Below are 16,112 nucleotides of genomic sequence, written 5' to 3'. Positions count from 1 at the left end.
GTCTCTCGGGCTGCGGCGGCGCAGTCTGCGGCGGGGCGCGGGGTCGCCTCAAGGGGGCCCCTGCCCTTCCCCTCCACGGTCCCCGCGGACGCCCGGCAAGCCGGCGCAGAAAAATTCACGGCATTGAAAACAGAGGGGTTGCGGCGGGGCGCGCGCCATGACATATCGCCGCCACGCCAGACGGCAGCGTCCGGATGGCGGCCCGATACTAGGAGCGCGGGCGTAGCTCAGGGGTAGAGCACAACCTTGCCAAGGTTGGGGTCGAGGGTTCGAATCCCTTCGCCCGCTCCAATTCGGAATTTCTTGACGATCTGCATAGCGATTTGGTTCTCGGGGATCCCCCGGGAAGCCGGTCGCTTGTCAGGTCGTGCGGTCGGTGGCGGTCCCAAGACGCCACCCGGCCCGGAGCGCGGGCGTAGCTCAGGGGTAGAGCACAACCTTGCCAAGGTTGGGGTCGAGGGTTCGAATCCCTTCGCCCGCTCCAGTCGGTTTCCCAACCTCACATATCTGACGCTGCTACGGCGCCATAAACCGCAGGTTTCCTGGGGTTTTGCCACGCCAGCTTGAGGGTTGGAGAACGCAACAAATCCGGAATTCTCTCTCCGGACGCCCCGAAGTCTCCGAAGCTCGGGGGTGGCCCGATTTAACCATCAACCTTTATCTCGTTGATATAATGAGAATTTTTTTGCGCTGAGCTTGGGGGATTCCACAAGCCGACCGCCCGGACACACGCTACCGGAGAGTGAAAAGCCGGCCCTGACCCCCAACCGATCATCCGCCCGATCCAGGGGACACGACCACTTGCGACAATGGCCTTTCCTGGCCCTTCCCCGCGGGCGACCAGCGCTGTCGCAGTTCCCTCTCGGTCAGTGAAGGGAGTCTTCGGCACCTCTAGCCTCGATCATCGCGGTTTTCTCAAACGAACCCAGGGCGCCGGCCACACCGAGGATCCATCCCTCCACCTGGGCAACCGTCCGATCCGGGGCGTTCAGGCGGGGCTGCAGGAAAGCTGCGAGGCTTCCATCCCTGTCCGCCATCGCCAGCCAGGCGGCGATGCTGAAGGCGTCGTGCTGGTCGCCCGTTCGTCCATCCCGCGCGAAGCCGCGGCTCCAGAGGGCGGGATAAACCTCCGCGATTGCGGAGCGGCCGGCGGGCACCTCCCATCCGTCAAAGGGCCAGAAGTGCACGCGTGAGCCCAGCCGCTGGCGCAGGAAGCGCAGCCAGGGGATGCCGGCATGGGTCGACTTTGCCACCGAGCCCTGCACGTCGAAATGGAACACCGATTTCGCGCTGCCCGCCCGCAACTCGGTCAACCGCCGCCAGCGCGCATTGCCCTGGCGCGCCGCACCGCGACCGACCGAGCCGTCGCGGACGAAATCGACATAGGTATGATCCTCGTCGGTCGGCCAGTGGCGCTGGAAGTCGTCGAGGAAGGTGGGCCAGTCGGGCAGCAGGCCATGCGCCTCGAAATAGCGCAGCGGGAAGGAGAAGCCGTGGTCGATCCCGACCAGCGTCGGCACATCTTCGGCCAGGCGCGCGGCAAGCCATTCCGCAATGCCGTGCCGTGTCCAGTATTTGCGCGGCGACGGCGGTGGTGGAACCTCGCTGGGCATAGCGTCACCCTCGCCCAGATAGACGCGCAGCCCCTTCAGGCTAGCGGTCGGCGTCTCCGCCCCAGAGTAGTCAATGCCGACATACCGTTCGAACGGCATCACGTCACCGCCGGCCAGTCGAGCTCGTCCAGCTCGACCTGCGGGACCTTGCCATGCCGATCGAACGCGGCCTGTAGTCGCTCGCCAAGCCATGCAACTCCTTCGGCTGAGAGCTGCACCGCCGCTTGCTGTTGATATGCTCGGCGCGGATCGGTGTTGCCCTTGCCTCGCGCGGCATTGCTTTGGGTCGGGGCAAACGAGCTCGCGCCAAGGTCGCCCATCAACTCGTTGAGCGAAATACCGTTTGCCATCGTGCCTGCAAGGAATTCGGCATGATGGACACGGACGTAGCGGGACCACGTAGCCTTCCAGTCGCGGCGCGCGATATCTCCGGGCGTAGCGTCGTCGCGCCCCGGCACATGGCGCATGCCGATCGCGCGCCCGAATATGCGAATGTCGTTCGGCTCGCGGGTTAGCCGCGCGATGAAGATCACTGCGCCGTCCTCGACCGCCCTCGGCCGCTTCGTGGCAGGATAGGCTACAGCCCAATGGCAGCCGGCACGCTCGATTTCCTTGAAGGTCGGAAATGATAGTGGAACCCGGTTGCTACCTTCTCCGAGGAATTTCACGAACGCCTGCGGCGCGTCGGCGACAGCGGTCGGCAGGAATAGCGCCAACGAATTCACCACGCCGGCATCGGAGCCGAAATCGCCGAGCCCTACAGGCCGGTTTGGGCGTCCGCCTTCGGCCCAGTGGCGCGTCACGATGCTATCCCACAGATCGAGTTGCGAGGTCGTCAGGTCAGCGCCGCTGCGCCGCCACAAATCTTCGAAGTAGCAACGACATGCTGCGATGATGGCCGGGTCCTCGGAGACAAGGCCGAACTCGTGGTTTCGGTCGAGCCCGGCCTCGGTCAGATTGGCCGAGGTGACGATCACCCGCTTCGATCCGAACAGATATACCTTGGCGTGCAGGTTCTTGACGCCACGCACCGTGGCGCCGTGTTCGAGCAGGCGGCGTAAGGCCCCGATATCGCTGACATTTTCTGCGAAGTCCCCAAGATTGAAGCGCGTGATGGCTGCAACAGACTTGGGTTTGGCTGTCAGCAAGCGAGCAATGGCGCCGGCCTTGATGAACGGGGAGATGATCCGAAGTTCGCTTGAGTCCACTCGAAGGGCTTCCGCGAGTTCCTGTGACCAACCGGCATCGACAAGCCGCGTTGTCATTTCAGCACCTTAAGCCGCGTCATGAGAGCGCCACAGCTAGCCATCGCGCACCCCCAGGAGGTGCAGGGCGTGTGCGATGAAATCCGCTGCGGTGTTGGACTGGTCCGCCCGCCGCTTGATCTTGCGTCCCGCCGGGTCCCACTGGTCTACCTGCGCTTTTTGCTGCCGATATCGATGAAGCCGCTCCCGCATGAAAGCCAGCACCTCCGACCAAAGCAGTTGCGCCACGTCAGGATATTCGGCCGCGAGGCTGTCGCTTCGGTCTCTTCCCTCCGCCACGAGACGGATGCGAAGCCGGGAGTCGCTGCGATGGAAGCCGGTCCGATAAATGTCGGCCGCCGCCTTCTCGATGAGGTCTGGCGGAAGGCATCCGATCGCAGCCAACACGCGATGAACGTTCTGTCGATCCTGCTGCGTCCAGGGCCCGTTCAAGGTGCAAGGCTGATTTGTCTTCACCTTGGCGATGACCATGTCGATCATGTCGGCAGACAGGGCAAGGCGTTGCACGTCGTCCGCCATGACGTCGCGCGGATCGTCGAACAGACGTTCGGCTCGAAAGGGAAACCGAACTGCCAGAAGATCGGCGTCTGTCCGTTGGCCTCCGCGCCTTTCGGGATGAACGACGAAGTTCTCGATCTGGAGAAATCCGTTTAATCGGAAATACCAATAGGCCACCTTCTCCGGATCGAGGCGATCCACCATGGGCCTTGCTGGCGCAGGATTCATTCCGCAGACTCGAGTTCGCGCGCGGCGGCCGGCGCCAGCGCGTCGGCAGCGTAAACGGCGGTCTCGAAGACATTCCAGGCATGGACGCGTGCGGCGGCGGCCTCTGTTCGCAGGCGGGATGCTTCGGCCCGCCCAGCATTGAGTGAGGCGATCAGCGTGCGCTGGTCAGCGATGGGCGGAAGGGGAAAGGTTAGCGAGTTGAGACCCGACTTTGTGATCTTCTGCATCATGGGAGCGGCGCCGGTTCGGCGATCTTCAATCTGTCGCCGCAAATCCGATGTCCGCAGCACCTCCGCAACATAGGCGGGAAGGGCACGCGGTTGATCGCCAAACGCGACCCGGAAAATGAGATCGCAAATCATCAGCTTGGCCGGCGCTGAATCGCCGACCAACGTTGTCGATCCGACGAGACGCGTGACACCGCTGCCACGAGTTATCAGCACGTCGCCGGCCTTCACCTCCAAATCAGGCCGAGGTTTTATTTTTGCGGGCAGAGCCTTGTTCTCTTCGGGCCGAAATCGACCGGAGGTTATTGCGCTCAATTTCAAGACGGCCCATTCACCTGCCTCAGCAGACCTTTCGAGGCATTTGGGGCTCCAACCAACGGCAATGTCGTCCACGACTTCGCCGAGACGAACCACTGGCCACGAACTTGTGCCTGGCGTGCTCCCGCTGATCCTCCGCAGCACGCTTTCATGGCCCCAGCGATCAATGTCCTTAAATGAGGCGATGAAGATCGGCCTGTCGGGCAAGGGCGTCGCCAGCGCGAAGCCGAGCGCGGCCTCGAAATCGCTCATAGCCTTCGCCTCGGCGGCTTCTGCGGCCTGCTCCTTGTCGGCCACCGCTTTCAACGCCACGTCATAGGCCGCGACGATCGCCTGTTGCTCTGCGAGATCAGGAAAGGGAATTCGCAGGTCTAGAAACGCTTCAGGTGAGATGCGCTTGCGCCCACTCGTACCCGTTGCTTTCGACCGAAGGGCTTTCAGAAACCCGCCCGTTCGCAGGATACGATGCACGAAACCGCCATCCAGTTTGGCAGGATCAGCCACAAACACTGGGAACTCCGGCGTAACAACGCCCTTGGGGATCGACGCCGGAAGCATCCCGATCGCGCCGCTGCGTGCGTCGATCTTCGAAAACACGATGTCACCCGGATAGACCGCGAACATGGCTCCCTTGTAGGGAGACGAGCGATCGCGCACTGATATTTCGCCATCGAGATGAACAGTGATCGGCGACCAATCGCCAAACGTACCACTGATGGCGACGGCTTCACGGCGCGGTATCATTACATCACGCAATGCTGTCAAGGCATGGCGAGAATGCCGATGCACGGCATCTTCGGAACTGATCCAGGGCTCGAGAGCCCTCCACTAGCGGATCACGCAGCGGAGGGCAAGGAAAAATCCGGCGCCTCCGTCGGCTTTGCGCCCGCCTCCGCCCACACCTCGAACCGGCGATAGGCTTCCAACAGCGCAGGCAACTCAGTCGGTACATTCCCGCCCGTCTCGCCGGTCGAGGTGATGCCGACGGACTTCGGCGCGGCAACAAAGACGGGATAGTCAAAGGCCTCGCGCACATGCGTCCAAAGCGCCGCGTTGTGGTGCTCGTCCACCCCCTTCAAGGCAACGGCGAGTTCGCGGGTGAGCGCGTCTGCCGCCTTCGTCACATCGTCGGTGAATGCCGCCGCGTAGTCCTTCTTCAGCGTCGTCGCTTTCTTGCGGTCCTTCGCCTGATCGTCCCAGCCCACTTTCCTCAGCTTCGTCGCACCGATGCTCTTCGGATAGGGAGGTGGATTGGCCGAGAACCACGCAGGCGGTACGCGCTTGGCGCCGATTGCCGACAGCGCCTTTAGGATCTTCGCGGCGTCCTTGTCATCGCCACAGACGATGCGCGGGCCGAAATCCGCGCAGAGCTTGTCGCGTTCCGCGTTGTACGCCGCGTCGTGTGTCGCGTGCGCGGCGGTCCATGCCGCGTCCCAGGCTGTCTGATCGGCCTCGGTGAAGCACTTGAGGAAGACGAGCGAGGCTTTCACCGTAGCGTCGGCGGAGCGGAAGGTTTCTTCCGGTAGGCTTACGACTGCGAGGATTTTTGCCTTGCCCTCGCACCAGCGTCGCAGCCATGTCAGCGAAGGATTGTTGAGATTGCCATCTGGCAGGACAATTCCGATCCGCCCACCTGGCTTCAGCAGGTTCAGGCAGCGCTCGACGAAGACGATCTCCGTGGCGCGGTTGGACTTGCCTTTGCCGATCTCGAATAGATCGAGAATTTTGGTCTTCGCCGTCGAAGCGGCGAGCATCCGCTTGTGGCTTTCCTCCCACGGCGCGCCATAGCGGGCGATGCAGCGGTCCTTATAGGCCTGATTGTCATAGACGCGGGTCTCATCGCTGCCACCGACCTTTTGGTCGTCGCCGACATTCGAGCCGAAGGGCGGATTGGTGATGATGATATCGAACCGGCCGGGGAAGATGCCGTTAATATCGATAAGGCCATCATGATAGTGAATGCCGCCATGGCCGTCGCCATGCATGATCATGTTCATCTTGGCGGTTCGCGCGGCGCGCGGTTCGGCGTCGGTGCCAAAGATGCAGTTCCAGGCGAGGCGCCCCACGCGCGTGTCGACCGGCTTGTTCTGGTCGTCCGAGGGCAGAAGCTGCCTGTTTAGAGTGGCGAAGGCTTCATCGATCCGCCGTTCTTCCTCGTCCGCATCGAGGCCGAGCGCTTCGATATCGGCGCGAGCTTTGTCTTTGTCGGCCTGGATCGCCGCGCCGATCTGGCTGCGGACATGCTCGAACGCACGAATGAGGAAGCCGCCCGATCCCGCCGCCGGATCGCAGATCAGTTGGCCTTCCTGTGGATCAAGCATGCTGACCATGAAATCGACTACCGGGCGCGGTGTGAAGAACTGGCCGAGTTCGCCGCGAAAGGTGGTGCCGAGGAAGCGCTCGAAGGCGAGGCCCTTGATGTCGTCACTGGTCTTGGAGAGATCGAAGGTTTGCAGTTCTTTGACGATACGGCGGAACGTATCCTCGGAAATATCGAGGCGGTCGCCGGTGGTGAATAGATCGTCGGCTTTGTAATGCGCCTTGGTTTGGTCGAAGAGTCCGTCGTGGACGGCCGGATCAGCCGTGGGGCTGCGGCCAAGCAGGCGCGCCAGCTGCTGCGCGAACCAGGCGAACAGGTCATGCACGAGAGCAGCGCTCCGGCTGGCGCGCACCGTCAGACGTTCCTTGGCCGGACGGCCGCGGATCTCCGCCTCGATGGCGTAGAGGGCAGCGATGCGTTGCAGAGCTTCGCTGGCGATCGGCGCCGCGCCGCCTTTGGCCAGGTCAAAGAACCCGCGGCGGACATGCGCCCAGCAGAATGCCAGCGTCACATCCCCGCCGGTGGCCAGTGCCTTGTAGGCGGCGTAGCCGTCGCACTGGACAATGCCGCGGTAGTCCGCCAGCAACGCCCTGGCATGCTCCTGCCCGCGGCCGGGCGCGTAGCGGAACACCTCGGCGGGCGGATCCGTGCCGCCCCAGGGCCGGTCGTCGCGCGCCAGCGCCCAGGCATACCCCTTCTTCACCTTGCCGCGTCCGGGGTCGAGCACCGGCAGGTTGTTCGAGGCAGTGCCTCGAACCATCGGCGAACAGCCGGGCCGAGGCGAGCAGGATCTCGCGCAGGCGGCGCACTACCGGCCGGATCTCCTGGGCGGCGGTCCCCAGCCAGTCGGCCAGCACCTCCCGACCCAGCGTCAGCCCCTGCCGTGCCAGCATCTGCGCTTGGCGGTACAGCGGCAGGTGGTCGGCATAGCGGGCCACCAGCACCTGGGCGACGGTGGCCTCGGTCGGCAGCCCGCCGGGTACCAGCCGCTCTGGAGCGGGCGCCTGCAGCACCACGCCGGGACAGGCGCGGCAGGCCAGCTTGGGCCGCCGGGTCACCAGCACCCGGAACCGGGCTGGCAGCACATCAAGCCGTTCGGCGTTGTCTGCGCCGATCTCCACCAGCAGGCCATCGCAGCAGGGACAGGTCTCCCGCTCGGGCAGCAACACCTGCTCGATGCGCGGCAAGTGCGCGGGGAGCTGTCCCCGGTTGCCGCGGCGGCGCTTCGCCTGTTGCTCTTTCAGGCCCTTCGAGCGCTGGCCTGCCTCGGCCTCGCTGGCCGCCAGCGTGGCCTCGATCTCCTCGAACGCGAACAGCAGTTGATCGTCGGGCAGCCGCTCCGATTTCTGCCCGAACTGCCGCCGCTTCAGCTTCAGCAACAGGTGGTGCAACTGCTCGTTCCGGGCTGCCAGCGCGTCGCGCTCGGCCATGGCGGCATCGCGCTGCTCCAGCGCGGCCAACAGCAGGGTTCGCAGCGCGGCGGGATCCTCCGGCAGGCTCGGCATGGTGTCCGCGGCGCCCATCACGCCAGGAAGTCTACGCAGGCACGCTCGGCGTAGGAATCCGTTTCGCGCTCTGCACCCGCGTCCAGTCGATGCCGTCGAACAGTGCGGCGAACTCCACCGGCGTCAGCCGCACCGCGCCGTCAACAACCGGCGGCCAGCGGAATGCCCCACCCTCCAACTGCTTGGCGATCAGGACCAGTCCGCTGCCGTCCCAGAGCACGATCTTGATCCGGTCGGCACGCTTGGCCCGGAACACCAGCACCACTCCCGAGAATGGATCGGCGCTCAGCACCTCCGCTGCCAGGGCCGCCAGGGCATGCGCGCCTTTGCGGAAGTCCACCGGCCGGCTGGCCAGCAGCACCCGCGCCCCAGAGGGGAGCGTGATCACCCTTCCAGCGCCGCAGCCAGCCGGGCCACCGCCACGGCATCCACTGTCCCAAAGACCCGCAGCAAGGGGTGGAACGCCGGCGCGCCTACGGGCGACGCGAACTTCAACCGGCGGCAGACGATCCGCGTGGGCGCGTCCGTGGCCTATGCCCAGGTCGGGGTGATCGGCTTTGACGGGCCGATCAATCTGCAATCGCTGCGGCTCTACGGGCTGCCGGAAGCCGCACCCGCGGTGCTGAACGGCACGCCATTGCTGACGGGGGCGCTGTTCGGCCGGGGCGGCGGGAGTTCGCGGCGGAGGTGTCCTGGGACCTGCCGAGCCTGGCGCCGGGGGCGACGGCGCTGATCGACGTCACGGTGAGCGGGGCGCGGGCCGGGGATCTGGCGTCGGCGTCGCTGGTGTCGTCGACCCGGTTCATCGAGCTCGACGCAGCGGTGTGGTCGAACAACACCGTGCGCGTGATGGCAAGGAACATCTCCGCGGCGACGTTTGACTTGGCAGCGGCGACGCTGTCGGTAGGGGTGGCGAAGCGGAGGGTGCCGTGAGGACAGTAGCGGGAGGACAGGCGAGGATACGCTCTTGCGGGCACAAAGCTCAGTTCTGCTGACTGTAGCTCCAGTCTACCCGCCATTAGAAGGCCGTCAGAAGTCATTTATATCAGAATTTTATAGGCTCATTCGTAACTCAGCCGCTAATCGGCCCTTACGCGCTGACCTAGAGTCTAAGTTATGCTGGACCGAAATCCCCTGTGTCCGGCTCAAGACGGAGGCACGCCCCCATGGCGACGCAGAGGGCCGTCCGGCTCCGGATCAACGGCCGAGACCACGACCTGACCCTAGATTCCCGCGTGACGCTGCTGGACGCCCTGCGCGAGTACGCGGGCCTGCCCGGCAGCAAGAAGGGCTGCGACCAGGGCCAGTGCGGCGCCTGCACCGTGCATGTCGGTGGCCAGCGCGTGCTGGGTTGCCTGACGCTCGCCATGCAGGCCGAGGGACGCGAGATCACCACCATCGAGGGCCTCGCCGCTCCGGACGGTACCCTGCACGCCGTGCAAGCGGCCTTCGTCGAGCACGATGCCTTCCAGTGCGGCTACTGCACGCCGGGCCAGATCATGTCGGCGGTGGCCTGCATCCATGAGGGCCATGCCGGGTCCGACGACGAGATCCGCGAATACATGAGCGGCAATATCTGCCGCTGCGGCGCCTACCCGCATATCGTCGCCGCCGTGCGCGACGCGGCGGCACGCCTCGGGAAGGGGACGTCGCTGTGAGAGCCCTTGAGTATCTCCGCGCCCCCGACACCGCCACGGCGCTGCGCGAGGCGGCTCAGCCGGGAACCCGCTTTCTGGCGGGTGGCACCACCCTGGTCGACCTGATGAAGTGCGGTGTCGAGCGCCCGGCGCGGGTGATCGACATCACGCACCTGCCCGGCTTGGACGAGGTGACCGTCAGCGATACCGCGATCCGCATCGGTGCCCTCGCCAAGATGAGCCAGGTGGCGGCCGATGCCCGCGTCCGGACCGTGGCGCCCGTCATCTCCGAGGCGCTGTGGCGTGCGGCCTCGGCGCAGCTTCGCAACATGGCGAGCATCGGCGGCAACCTCCTACAACGCACGCGCTGCACCTATTTCCGGGACACGGCGGCCTACCCGAACTGCAACAAGCGGAACCCCGGCTCCGGCTGCGCGGCCATGGACGGTCTGAACCGCAACCATGCGGTGCTCGGCGCCAGCGACGCCTGCATCGCCACCTATCCCGGTGACTTGGCCGTGGCGCTGGTCGCCTTCGACGCAACAGTGCGGATCATGGGCCGGTTCGAGCGGGTGGTGCCGGTGGACCAGTTCTTCCGGCTGCCGGGCGACCGGCCGGACCTGGAACACGACTTGGCACCCGGCGAGATGATCCTGGGCATCGAGATCCCCCTCTCCGATGCCCTGCGCCGGTCGCACTACCTGAAGGTGCGTGACCGGGCCTCTTACGAGTTCGCCGCCGCCAGCGCCGCCGTGGGCATCGCCCTGGAGGCGGACGGCCGCACCATCCGCGAGGCGCGGGTGGCGCTGGGCGGCGTCGCCACCAAGCCCTGGCGCGCGCGAGCCGTGGAGCAGGCGCTGGCAGGCAAGCCGCTCAACGAGGCGGTCATCCGCGATGCCGCAGCGCAAGCGATGGCGGGCGCCCAGGCCCGTGAACACAACGCCTACAAGATCGCCCTGGCCCCGAAGGTGGTGGCGCGGGCGCTGATGAGTGCCGGAGGCATCGCATGACCAGCCCCCTCAACCCAGAACTCAAGCGCCGCACCCTGGTGCAGGCGACGATGATGACAGGCGCTGCCCTGACCGCCAGCGGCGCGGCCCAAGCAGCAGCCCCGGCTGAAGCGAATGCCGTGCGGCAGCCCGTCAAGCATGGCGCCGTCGGCAGCAGCCTGTCGCGCGCCGACGGCGCGGTGAAGGTCAAGGGCACGGCCCGCTACGCTATCGAGCAGCCGCTGGCCCGCATGGCCTATGGGGTCCTGGTGCAGTCCACCATCCCGGCTGGCCGGATCAGGGCCATCGACACGGCGGCCACGCGTGCTTCGCCTGGCGTGCTGGCCGTCTACACACATGAGAGCGGCTTCCGCATCAACCGCCCCAAGCGCGACCTCGAGGGCGGCGCGGCGACGGAAGTCTTTGTTCCCCTGCAGGACAATTTGGTGCGCTGGAACGGCCAGCACATCGCCATCGTGGTGGCGGAGAGCTTCGAGCAGGCCACCGAGGCCGCCGCCCTGGTAACGGTGGCCTACGAGGCCTCGGAAGCGCTGCTGCACCCCACCGACAGCCGCGCCCACCCGCAACCGATGGATGCCATCAAGGCCGAGTGGGGCGATGCCGCCGCCGCTTTCGCCTCGGCGCCGGTCAAGGTGGAGGGGGTCTACACCACCCCCCGCGAGTACAACGTGCCCATGGAGCCGCATGCCTGCGTGGCGGCCTGGGAAGGCGACCGCCTGACGGTCTGGGAGCCGAGCCAGTGGGTCGGCGGCGCCCGGCAGGTGATCTCCGAATGGATGGGCCTCGATATCGAGAAGGTCCGGGTCGTCTCGCCTTATGTCGGTGGCGGCTTCGGCTCGAAGATCGCGCCGCACCCGCATGTATCGCTGGCCTGCATCGCCGCCCGCGAGCTCGGCCGTCCAGTGAAGGTCTCGCTGACCAGGCCGCAGACCTTCACCGGCCTGGGTGGCCGTCCCCGCACGCACCAGCGACTGGCGCTCGGCGCCACCCGTGACGGCCAGCTGGTGTCCATTGTCCACGAGGGCTGGAACGAGACGGCGATCGACGACACCCATGTCGAGCCGACGAACAGCGTGACCACGCTGATGTATGCCACGCCGAACCTGTCGTCGCGGCACAGCATCATCCCGGTCAACACGGTGAACCCGAGCTGGCTGCGGGCACCCGGCGAAAATCCCAGCACCTACGCGCTCGAAACCGCCATGGACGAACTGGCCCATACCCTCGGCATGGATCCGGTTGCGCTGCGCCTGAAGAACTGGGCCGACCAGGACCCGAAGGCGAAGATCCCCTGGACCACGCGGCAGCTGCGGGAGGCCTACGCGGCCGGTGCCGAAGCCTTCGGCTGGTCCCGCCGCAACCCGGCGCCACGCTCGATGCGGGAGGGGCGCGAACTAATCGGCTGGGGCATGGCGGCGGGGACGTATCCCGTCTGGCGCCAGCCGGGCGAGGCCAAGATCATCCTGCATGCCGACGGCCGGGTGGAGGTCCATAGCGGCGGTGTCGATATCGGCACCGGCACCTACACCATCCTGGCGCAGGCGGCGGCCGAGGTGCTGGGTGTTCCGGTGGAGCGGGTCTCGGTCTCGCTCGGGGATACCGACTTGCCGCGGGCGCCGGTCGCGGGCGGGTCGCAGCTTGCGAATATCCTGATGGGCGCTGTCCACACGGCGGCGGTCGCCACCCGCACGGAACTGCTGAACCTGGCGGCCAGCGACCCGAAGTCGCCGTTGCGCTCAGCCCGCGTCAATGACCTGGTGCTGGAGAACGGCCAGATCCGTCCGAGCCGCCGCCCCACGGGAGGGGTCGCCATCGCTGACCTGCTCAAGGCGGTGGAGCGCGAACGCCTGGAAGTGCATCGCGACACCTTCCCGACTGGTGCCACGGAAGCGCAGCGTAACGCGGGCAACCGCAGCTTCACGCTGATGCAGCCCGCCACGGCCAGCGGCGGCTCCGCCCATGCCTGGAGCGCGCAGTTCGTCGAGGTGCGCGTGGACGAGGATTTCGGCACGGTGCGCGTCAAGCGCATGGTGGCGGCCTTCGACAGCGGCTTGGTCTTCAACCCGAAGCTGGCCAGAAGCCAGTGGATCGGCGGCATGATTATGGGCATCGGCCAGGCGCTGCTGGAGGAGGGGCTGATCGACCCCCGCGACGGCCGGGTCGTTAACGCCAACCTCGCGGACTACGCGGTCGCCGTGAACGCGGACGTGCCGGAGATCCAGACCATCAGTGTCGGCATCCCCGACCTGCAGGCGACGCCCCGCGGCGGCAAGGCGGTGGGCGAACTCGGCATCGTCGGCGTCGCGGCCGCGATCAGCAACGCCGTGTTCCACGCGACGGGCAAGCGCATCCGCGACCTGCCCATCACCATCGAAAAACTTGTGGGAGCCTGAACCGATGCTCAGCTTTAAGGACACGGTGCGTGAACGCCGGTCCATCCGCGACTTCCTGTCCACCCCGGTCCCGGAGGCTATCATCCGTGACGTGCTGGAGGACGCGCAGCGCTCGCCCTCCAACTGTAACACACAGCCCTGGAACATCCACGTGGTGAGTGGGGCCAAGCGCTTGGCGTTGGCGGAAGCTCTGCACGAGGCGAGCGAGGCGGAGCGTTACACGCCCGACTTCTTCTGGGATGAAGCCGCCTTCCAGGGCCGCTACGGCGAGCGGCGCCGGGAGCATGGCAAGCTCTACTACGAGAGCATGGGCGTTCAGCGGGAGGACAAGGAGGGCCGCCGCAAAGCCTCGGCGCGGAACTTCTTGTTCTTCAACGCCCCGCATGTCGCGCTGCTGTTCATGCCCGTCATCGGCGACAACGTGCGCGTCGCGGGTGACCTCGGCATGTACGGGCAGACCTTCCTGCTCTCGCTCACCGCCCACGGCCTGGGCGGCGTTCCCCAGACCGTGCTCGGGCTGTTCGCGGACACGATCCGCGAGACGCTAGGCATCCCGGATGACCTGAAGCTGCTGTTCGGGATTTCGTTCGGGTTCCCGAGCGGAGCTGCGGTTGAGAGCAGCGCCCGGATGTGGCGGGACGATGTCCTCGGCAGCGTTACCTTCCACGATTGAGCGTGGTTGGCTGAACGGGCGCCGAGGGTCTCACTCCTCGGCGTTCCATTCCATGGCGGTGCCATGAGCATTGATCCAGGCCATAGTCATGCAGGCTTACTATTCGGTCAGTTGTATCTCGATTTTCATTATGGCCGTGCCAGAAATCAGAAGGCTGCGAACAGCCTGCTCCTCGCTGCGAGCGAATGCGCTTTGATCTGCAAACACAAGGGCCAGTTGCGGCTTGCAATGCTGGAGGCGGGTAAGCCGCAACATCGTTCAGCAAACTACATTGATTTTGGCATTTCGATCCCGGCGCGCTTGCAGCGGTCGGCCAGCATCGGCGGGATGGCAGGGTGCAGTTTGACGCCATTGGCAAGTTGGTCGGCCTTGCGCTGCAGGCCGCGCTCGCCCGGGGTGCGGACCGGCGGGCCTCCGGAGATGGGCGGATTGGCGCGGGATTGCGCGACCATCCAGCCAGTCTCCCGGGTGAACGCATCGGTCGAGCCGAAGCGCCCGGGATCGATTACCAGCACCAGCACGGCGGCGCCCCAGCCTTTGGGCTCATCGGCACGAGCATACCCCGACAGGGCGCAGGTCAACGCTTCGATCAGCAGGCCTAATGCGAAGCCCTTATGTCCGGCCCCGGCCGCCCCACCGAGCGGTTGCAGAGTGCCCTCTTCGGCGAAAGCACTGGGATCGCTCGTTGGCGTGCCGTCGCGATCCAGCAGCCAGTTGTGCGGGAAGCTGCCGCCCTCATTGGCCAAACGGTTGGTCATGCCGTTGGTGGTGTAGGACATCGACACATCGATGATCACCGGCCCCGCATCGGTAGGCCATCCTGCCGCCAGCGGATCGGGCGTGTACAGCCGCCGCGTCCCGCCAAACGGGGCCACCGAGGCCGTTGCCGGGTCGGCGCAGGTGACGATCATCATCTGCCCGCGAGCAGTGATACGCTCTGGATAGGCCGCTAGGCACGCGATGTGATGCGCCCGGCGGATCGACACGGCATAGATGCCGGTCTCTTTCGCGCGTTCGCTCGCTAGATCAGCTGCTTTGCGCACCAGCCAGGGACCGGGCAGCTTTCGCCCGTCCCAAGTCTGCCCAGCCGCGACATCAGCCACGATCGTCGGCTCGCCGGTCCCCAGCATGTCGCCCGCGGCCAGCCCATCGAGGTACTGTGGTAGTAGATTTAGGCCATGCGTGTCGTGGCCGAGCAGATCGCCCTCAATCAATGTCTCGGCGAAGACCTGTGCCTTGTCAGCATCCATGCCTCCCTGGCGGAACAGCGCGGTGGTGGTGGCAAGCAGCGCGGCGGCGGGATAACGTGTCATTGGTTCGGGCCTCCAACTTTGATTGGCAGAGCCGGACTAAATTCCGGAAAAATTATATACTTAGAGCCATTCCTTTTGCACTTATGCATTGCGCTATCCATCAAAACGGCGGCGGCACGCTGAGAAATAATTGGAGGCATTCGCCTGCTTCTCCACACCACAGGAGCAGTGTCCGCCTAACAATAAAGACCCCGTCGGCACCATCGCAGGGTTTTCACTGAGGGCGTTACGCCTGACTGCCCTCAAATGACCGTAGCTTGCATCAGTGCGCGGTGAAGCCACCGTCGACTGGCAGGGCGGCGGCAATTACGAAGCTCGCGGCTGGACTGCAGAGCCACAAGACCGCCGCCGCGATCTCCTCCGGACGGCCCAGGCGGGCGATCGGCTGATCCCGGATGACTTCATTGATGGCCTCCGGCGATCGTTCGAGCAGGTCACCCAGCATGGGTGTCTCGACCACCCCGGGGCACACCGCGTTCACGCGAATGCCGCGCGGGGCGTATTCGAGCCCGACACTCTTCGTCAGCCCGATGACGCCGTGCTTCGTTGAGTGGTACGCCGCCCGGCCCGTCTGTCCCACCAGACCTCCGAGCGAGGAGCAGTTGACGATGGCGCCGCTGCCCTGGCTCCCCATCTGGATCAGCTCGGCTTTCATGGAGGTCCAGATGCCGCGCAGGTTCACCGCATGCACTTGGTCGAAGGCGTCCGCGGTCTCATCGGCGAAGGGGCCGGAGGGCCCGGCGATGCCAGCATTGTTGAACGCCATGTCCAATCGGCCGAAGGTCGAGACCGCGCGCCCGACCATGGCGGTCGCCTGCGCCTCGTCCGCCACGTCGCAGGTCACGCCAATGGCCTGGTGCCCGGCTGCGATCAATGCGTCGATAGCTGTAAGCAGCGCCTTCTCGTTGATATCGGCCAGCACAACAGCGGCACCAGCTTCCGCGAATGCCTTGGCGGTCGCGAGCCCGATACCAGCGCTGGCACCAGTAACTAGGGCGACCTGCCCCTTGAAGTCGTAAGAGGGATTCATGGCTTTTCCTTATGACCCGCCAAGCCCGTGAGAGATGAGCCGCTGAGCGGGGGGCAAGGGCGTACAGGCAGTCTTAGGGAAA

General features: G+C 65.6%; 13 protein-coding genes, 2 tRNA genes and 1 pseudogene. 7 read left to right on the top strand and 9 right to left on the bottom strand.

Annotation, left to right across the window (positions count from 1 at the left end; translation table 11 throughout):
• The first annotated feature begins 216 nt into the window (after window positions 1-216).
• Together GVN67_RS12935 and GVN67_RS12930 are read left to right on the top strand one after the other, a co-directional pair.
• Window positions 217-291 (top strand) — tRNA-Gly (locus GVN67_RS12935).
• A gap of 118 nt (window positions 292-409) precedes the next feature.
• Window positions 410-484, top strand: a tRNA-Gly gene (locus GVN67_RS12930).
• A gap of 382 nt (window positions 485-866) precedes the next feature.
• Here the strand turns inward: GVN67_RS12930 and GVN67_RS12925 are convergent.
• The 7 genes and pseudogenes from GVN67_RS12925 to tnpB form a co-directional block, all read right to left on the bottom strand.
• Window positions 867-1,712 carry a hypothetical protein gene (locus GVN67_RS12925; protein WP_200845247.1) on the bottom strand — a complete coding sequence of 282 codons (846 nt, stop codon included), beginning with the start codon at window positions 1,710-1,712 and terminating at the stop codon, window positions 867-869.
• On the bottom strand, window positions 1,712-2,878 hold the full coding sequence (locus GVN67_RS12920; RefSeq protein ID WP_159996520.1) for a phospholipase D family protein: 1,167 nt from the start codon (window positions 2,876-2,878) through the stop codon (window positions 1,712-1,714). The genes GVN67_RS12925 and GVN67_RS12920 overlap by 1 nt, the downstream gene beginning before the upstream one ends.
• A 36-nt stretch (window positions 2,879-2,914) precedes the next feature.
• Window positions 2,915-3,580 (bottom strand): hypothetical protein, encoded by a 666-nt coding sequence (locus GVN67_RS12915; protein ID WP_159996518.1) that lies wholly within the window; start codon window positions 3,578-3,580, stop codon window positions 2,915-2,917.
• 20 nt (window positions 3,581-3,600) lie between these two features.
• Window positions 3,601-4,893, bottom strand: coding sequence for a hypothetical protein (locus tag GVN67_RS12910; protein WP_159996516.1), 1,293 nt, complete (start codon window positions 4,891-4,893; stop codon window positions 3,601-3,603).
• A gap of 92 nt (window positions 4,894-4,985) precedes the next feature.
• Complete coding sequence (locus GVN67_RS12905) at window positions 4,986-7,172, bottom strand: transposase (protein ID WP_159996514.1); 2,187 nt, start codon at window positions 7,170-7,172, stop codon at window positions 4,986-4,988.
• Window positions 7,173-7,278: 106 nt separating this feature from the next.
• A pseudogene (locus GVN67_RS30350) lies at window positions 7,279-7,899 on the bottom strand (IS66 family transposase zinc-finger binding domain-containing protein); the annotation flags it as partial.
• Window positions 7,900-8,005: 106 nt separating this feature from the next.
• Window positions 8,006-8,362 (bottom strand): IS66 family insertion sequence element accessory protein TnpB, encoded by a 357-nt coding sequence (gene tnpB / locus GVN67_RS12895; protein WP_159996510.1) that lies wholly within the window; start codon window positions 8,360-8,362, stop codon window positions 8,006-8,008.
• 299 nt (window positions 8,363-8,661) lie between these two features.
• Between tnpB and GVN67_RS12890 the strand changes: the two genes are divergently transcribed.
• From GVN67_RS12890 to GVN67_RS12870, 5 genes are all read left to right on the top strand, one after another.
• Window positions 8,662-8,907: a hypothetical protein gene (locus tag GVN67_RS12890; RefSeq protein WP_159996508.1), complete on the top strand. Its 246-nt coding sequence runs from the start codon at window positions 8,662-8,664 to the stop codon at window positions 8,905-8,907.
• 233 nt (window positions 8,908-9,140) lie between these two features.
• Window positions 9,141-9,632: a (2Fe-2S)-binding protein gene (locus GVN67_RS12885; protein ID WP_159996506.1), complete on the top strand. Its 492-nt coding sequence runs from the start codon at window positions 9,141-9,143 to the stop codon at window positions 9,630-9,632.
• Window positions 9,629-10,621: a xanthine dehydrogenase family protein subunit M gene (locus tag GVN67_RS12880; RefSeq protein ID WP_159996504.1), complete on the top strand. Its 993-nt coding sequence runs from the start codon at window positions 9,629-9,631 to the stop codon at window positions 10,619-10,621. The genes GVN67_RS12885 and GVN67_RS12880 overlap by 4 nt, the downstream gene beginning before the upstream one ends.
• Entirely contained in the window at window positions 10,618-13,014 is a 2,397-nt protein-coding gene (locus GVN67_RS12875; protein WP_159996502.1) for a xanthine dehydrogenase family protein molybdopterin-binding subunit, read from the top strand. The genes GVN67_RS12880 and GVN67_RS12875 overlap by 4 nt, the downstream gene beginning before the upstream one ends.
• 4 nt (window positions 13,015-13,018) lie before the next feature.
• Window positions 13,019-13,687 (top strand): nitroreductase, encoded by a 669-nt coding sequence (locus GVN67_RS12870; RefSeq protein ID WP_159996500.1) that lies wholly within the window; start codon window positions 13,019-13,021, stop codon window positions 13,685-13,687.
• A 266-nt stretch (window positions 13,688-13,953) separates the two neighbouring features.
• Here the strand turns inward: GVN67_RS12870 and GVN67_RS12865 are convergent, their stop codons facing one another.
• Window positions 13,954-15,000 (bottom strand): Ldh family oxidoreductase, encoded by a 1,047-nt coding sequence (locus GVN67_RS12865; RefSeq protein ID WP_159996498.1) that lies wholly within the window; start codon window positions 14,998-15,000, stop codon window positions 13,954-13,956.
• Window positions 15,001-15,262: 262 nt separating this feature from the next.
• On the bottom strand, window positions 15,263-16,030 hold the full coding sequence (locus GVN67_RS12860; protein ID WP_159996496.1) for a glucose 1-dehydrogenase: 768 nt from the start codon (window positions 16,028-16,030) through the stop codon (window positions 15,263-15,265).
• Window positions 16,031-16,112: the final 82 nt, after the last annotated feature.

This window comes from Roseomonas sp. 18066, assembly GCF_902706185.1.
GTDB lineage: Bacteria > Pseudomonadota > Alphaproteobacteria > Acetobacterales > Acetobacteraceae > Pseudoroseomonas.
Note: the sequence above shows the minus strand (reverse complement) of the source record. Positions and strands in the feature narration are given on the sequence as shown.

What these genes read in the sequence shown, in the direction of transcription:
- GVN67_RS12925 (WP_200845247.1), bottom strand. Translation starts at nt 1,712, where the DNA reads ATGCCGTTCGAACGGTATGTCGGCATTGACTACTCTGGGGCGGAGACG.
- GVN67_RS12920 (WP_159996520.1), bottom strand. Translation starts at nt 2,878, where the DNA reads ATGACAACGCGGCTTGTCGATGCCGGTTGGTCACAGGAACTCGCGGAA.
- GVN67_RS12915 (WP_159996518.1), bottom strand. Translation starts at nt 3,580, where the DNA reads ATGGTGGATCGCCTCGATCCGGAGAAGGTGGCCTATTGGTATTTCCGA.
- GVN67_RS12910 (WP_159996516.1), bottom strand. Translation starts at nt 4,893, where the DNA reads ATGATACCGCGCCGTGAAGCCGTCGCCATCAGTGGTACGTTTGGCGAT.
- GVN67_RS12885 (WP_159996506.1), top strand. Translation starts at nt 9,141, where the DNA reads ATGGCGACGCAGAGGGCCGTCCGGCTCCGGATCAACGGCCGAGACCAC.
- GVN67_RS12875 (WP_159996502.1), top strand. Translation starts at nt 10,618, where the DNA reads ATGACCAGCCCCCTCAACCCAGAACTCAAGCGCCGCACCCTGGTGCAG.
- GVN67_RS12870 (WP_159996500.1), top strand. Translation starts at nt 13,019, where the DNA reads ATGCTCAGCTTTAAGGACACGGTGCGTGAACGCCGGTCCATCCGCGAC.
- GVN67_RS12865 (WP_159996498.1), bottom strand. Translation starts at nt 15,000, where the DNA reads ATGACACGTTATCCCGCCGCCGCGCTGCTTGCCACCACCACCGCGCTG.
- GVN67_RS12860 (WP_159996496.1), bottom strand. Translation starts at nt 16,030, where the DNA reads ATGAATCCCTCTTACGACTTCAAGGGGCAGGTCGCCCTAGTTACTGGT.